We start from the raw sequence: 4,854 nt of genomic DNA on the forward strand, positions 1-4,854 counted from the left end.
TCGACGGTATCTGGGGTATTTCAAGACCCTGCCAATGGCCTAACTGACTTATTACGGCCTCCCAGCTGTATTAATAGTCCGACTGGTATGCGGCAGAAAACAACGTCGAGCTCTTCTTTTGAATGTCCCTCTGACTGGTCTTAAATATGGAGAAGTGGGTCTTATTTTTTTAAATTAATATGTTTTTAGATCAGTTAGAATCACGAGGTTTTGTCTAGTCCAGGCCAAAAGAAAAGCTAATTATTGAAGCATCAAATTCTTGATCACAAATAAAGGAATATTTAACGATGGAACCCAAAATGGTGATCATTGATGGGAACGAAGCTGCAGCGCATGTGGCTTACAAAACGAATGAAGTCTGTGCCATCTATCCCATAACCCCCTCTTCGCCGATGGGGGAGTGGGCCGATGCCTGGTCAGCCTCCGGGAGACCCAATATTTGGGGGACAGTGCCGGTAGTTATGGAAATGCAGAGTGAAGGGGGAGCCTCTGGCGCCGTGCATGGCGCCCTACAAACCGGTTCGCTGTCCACCACCTTCACCGCCTCTCAGGGATTACTCCTTATGATCCCGAACATGTTCAAGATCGCCGGTGAGTTGACGCCCACTGTTTTTCATGTCTCGGCTCGTTCGGTAGCGTCCCATGCCCTGTCCATTTTCGGCGATCACAGTGATGTTATGGCCACCCGGAGTACCGGATTTGCCATCCTGGCCAGCGGGTCCATCCAGGAAGTGATGGATTTAGCACTCATAGCCCAGGCTGCCAGTCTGGAAAGCCGCATACCCTTCCTGCACTTTTTCGATGGCTTTCGTACCTCCCATGAAGTCATGAAGGTTGAAGAGTTGACTGACGAAGTAATGAAAGCCATGGTCAAGGAGGAATGGATCCATGCCCACCGTGCCCGGGCATTGAATCCGGATGCGCCTGTATTGCGCGGAACGGCACAGAATCCAGATGTTTTCTTCCAGGTAAGGGAAACGGTGAATCCGTATTATCAAGCTGCGCCGGAGATTGTCCAACAAGCGATGAACCGCTTTGCGCGGCTGACCGGGCGCAGCTATCATCTTTTCGACTACGTAGGTGCCCCTGATGCTGAACGGGTTATCATTTTAATGGGTTCCGGTGCTGAAGCTGCTCATGAGGCGGTTGATTATCTAAGCATTAGCGGTGAAAAGGTAGGTATACTTAAAGTAAGGCTTTATCGCCCGTTTGATGGTACTGCGTTGGTGAAAGCCCTGCCATCCACCGTGCAGAAGATCGCGGTCCTTGATCGCACTAAGGAACCCGGCAGTGCCGGCGAACCTCTTTATCTGGATGTTGTAGGAATATTCAATGAGGCTGCTGAAAATGGTGCTTTGCCCATGTCTAAACGCCCATTGATCGTTGGTGGCCGGTATGGGTTGTCGTCTAAGGAATTCACTCCGGCCATGGTCGAGGGTATCTTTGATGAACTGGGTAAAGATCAGCCTAAAAATCACTTTACCATTGGCATTGAGGACGACGTTTCGCATAGCAGCCTGGAATACGATCCGACCTTCAATACGGAAAAGGACAATGTTTTCCGGGGAATGTTTTTCGGGCTGGGGGCCGATGGCACGGTGAGTGCAAATAAAAACTCCATTAAGATCATTGGTGAAGAGACCGACTTTAATGCTCAAGGATACTTCGTTTATGACTCTCGGAAAGCCGGTGCACAAACTGTCTCCCATCTGCGCTTTGGGCCGGATTCCATCCACTCCACTTATCTAATTAATCAAGCCAACTTCGTAGCCTGCCATCAATATCAGTTTCTGGAACGTTTTGACGTTCTCAAGAATGCCGTGCCAGGAGCCACTTTACTGCTGAACAGCCCTTATCCCCGGGAGGAGATGTGGTCTCATCTGCCGGGCCGGGTTCAACAGGCGATCATCGATAAGAAGCTCAAATTTTACGTAATCGATGCCTATCAGGTCGCCCGGGGTACCGGCATGGGAAGTCGCATCAATACCATTATGCAAACCTGTTTTTTCGCAATATCCGGTATCCTGCCAAAGAATGAAGCCATTGCCAAAATCAAAGAAACTATCCGTAAGACATACGGTGCCAAGGGTGAAGCAGTCGTGGCGATGAACTACAAGGCGGTGGATGAAACCCTGGCACATCTATATGAGGTGGAAGTTCCCAGTGAGGCATCGCGTCCGGTGGAAACCATGCGCGTGGTCCCTGATGGCGCGCCGGACTTCGTGAAAAAGGTTACGGCCCGAATACTGGCGGGGGAGGGCGATACCCTTCCGGTGAGCGCCTTTCCCGTTGATGGAACGTGGCCTACCGCCACCACCCAATGGGAGAAACGCAATATCTCGCTGGAGATTCCAGTGTGGGATGAAGCCATCTGCATCCAATGCAATAAGTGCTCACTTGTCTGCCCCCATGGAGTAATTCGGATCAAGGTTTACAATCAGGCCCTACTGGACGGGGCACCGCCCACTTTCAAGCATGCCAGCGCCCGGGGCAAGGAATTCGGCGAGAACGAGGTCTATACCCTTCAGATAGCGCCAGAAGACTGCACCGGTTGTACCCTCTGCGTGGAGGTCTGCCCGGTGAAAAACAAGTCAGAGGTGGGGAAAAAGGCCATCAACATGGCCAGCGTCCTTCCGATCCGGGAGCAGGAAAAGGCCAATTTTGACTTCTTCCTTTCCTTGCCTGACTTTGACCGCACCCGGGCCGATGTCCATACGGTGAAAGGATCGCAGCTGTTGCGACCTCTGTTTGAGTTTTCCGGGGCCTGCTCCGGCTGCGGTGAGACCCCTTACGTCAAGCTGGTGAGCCAGCTATTCGGTGATCGTGCTGTTATCGCCAACGCCACGGGTTGTTCTTCTATCTATGGAGGGAATTTACCTACCACACCATGGGCAATAGACGCGGAGGGGCACGGTCCTGCCTGGGCTAATTCCCTGTTTGAGGACAATGCCGAGTTCGGTCTCGGTTTCCGGCTCTCCATTGACAAACAACGGACCCAGGCGGTAGAGCTGCTTCAGCAGTTGGCCGGTGAGCTGGGAGAGCAGCTGGTGGAGGAATTGATCAACGCTGATCAGTCGAATGAACCAGGTATCCATGAGCAACGCCAGCGGGTGGCAGTCCTGAAGGAGAAGCTGAACGGGATGGATTCCCCGGAAGCTAAGCGCCTACTGTCTATAGCCGATTTTCTTATAAAGCGCAGTGTTTGGGTGATAGGTGGGGATGGCTGGGCCTATGACATTGGATACGGCGGCCTGGATCATGTAATAGCCTCCGGCAAAGATGTGAATATTCTGGTATTGGATACGGAAGTCTATTCCAATACCGGCGGCCAGATGAGTAAGGCCACTCCTATGGGTGCTGTGGCCAAGTTTGCCGCTGGTGGTAAACCACACCTGAAGAAAGACCTGGGGCTCATGGCCATGAGCTACGGCCACGTCTATGTGGCAAACGTGGCGCTGGGGGCCAAGGACGCCCAGACGGTGCGGGCCTTCCTCGAAGCGGAAGCCCATCCGGGACCTTCGCTGATCATCGCCTACAGCCACTGCATCGCCCATGGCATTGATATGGCCAAGGGGATGGAACAACAGGCCCTGGCGGTGGAATCGGGTTATTGGCCTCTTTACCGTTATAATCCCAGCCTGGCAGCGGAAGGGAAAAATCCGCTCGTACTCGATTCCAAGCCGCCCAGGATTCCCTACGAGGAATACGCTTATCGGGAAACGCGCTTCAAAATGCTCACCAAGATTGACCCTGAGAGGGCCAAACAGCTCATGTCCCGGGCGAAGGCCGGCATCCAGGCCAGGTGGCGTTTCTATGAGGACCTGGCCCGGCCGTGGCAGAAGGGTGACCGAGGTGATAAGACCGATGATGGCAAGCCTGTGGCCGACACCGCCGCTCAACCGACGGCAGCCTGATGAGTGATACAGCCATGGACCTGACAACCACCTACCTGGGTTTTGAGCTGCGGCACCCAATAGTGCCCTCAGCATCACCATTGACCGAACAGCTGGAGACCATCAAACGGCTGGAGGATGCCGGCGCACCGGCCATTGTGATGCACTCTCTTTTTGAAGAGCAGATCACCCATGAATCGCTGGAGCTGGAGCACTATACCTCCTACGGTACCCAGGCCTTCGCTGAAGCGCTCACGTACTTCCCGGAGCACGAAGAATATCGTCTCAACTCCGAGAGCTACCTGGAACTGGTTCGTCAGGCCAAGGAGCAGACTGATATTCCGATCATCGCCAGTCTGAACGGATCAACGGCCGGCGGGTGGGTGGAATACGCCCGCAGGATCGAAGAGGCCGGTGCTGATGCCCTGGAGCTGAACATCTACTACATTGCCGCCGACCCTGCCACCACCGGCAGGGAAGTGGAGCAGATGTACCTGGATGTACTCCAATCGGTTCGGCAAGCCATCAGGCTGCCGCTGGCCTTGAAGCTGGGCCCCTTCATAAGTGCCCTGGCCCATATGGCCCAGGAACTGGTGAAGGCCGGGGCCGACGGCCTGGTACTGTTCAACCGCTTCTATCAGCCCGATCTCGACCTGGAAAAACTGGAAGTGGTGCCCAATCTGCAGCTGAGTACTTCGGAAGAGCTCCGTCTGCCGCTGCGATGGATATCCATTCTCCATGGTACCGTCTCGTGCAGCCTGGCGGCGTCCACCGGTGTGCATACCGCCACCGACGTCCTGAAATACCTCATGGCCGGTGCCGACGTTACCATGACAGCCTCGGCCCTGCTCAGCGAAGGACCCGGATATATCCGCACCCTTATCAAAGGTGTGGAAGAGTGGATGGAAGAGTTTGAATACGAGTCAGTTCAGCAGCTGAAGGGTTCCATGAGCCGCCAGAA

Annotated in this window: 2 protein-coding genes; both read left to right on the forward strand. The window is 54.0% G+C overall.

The genetic code is table 11. From position 1 onward, the window contains the following. Nucleotides 1–287: 287 nt before the first annotated feature. The gene (nifJ, locus tag ACETWG_01075) at nt 288–3,914 is read left to right on the forward strand and encodes a pyruvate:ferredoxin (flavodoxin) oxidoreductase (protein ID MFB0515180.1); all 3,627 of its coding nucleotides are present in this window, start codon (nt 288–290) and stop codon (nt 3,912–3,914) included. Then, a partial coding sequence (locus ACETWG_01080; GenBank protein ID MFB0515181.1) for a dihydroorotate dehydrogenase-like protein occupies nt 3,914–4,854 on the forward strand: 941 nt, incomplete at its 3' end. The genes nifJ and ACETWG_01080, both read left to right, overlap by 1 nt.

This window comes from Candidatus Neomarinimicrobiota bacterium, assembly GCA_041862535.1.
GTDB lineage: Bacteria > Fidelibacterota > Marinisomatia > SCGC-AAA003-L08 > TS1B11.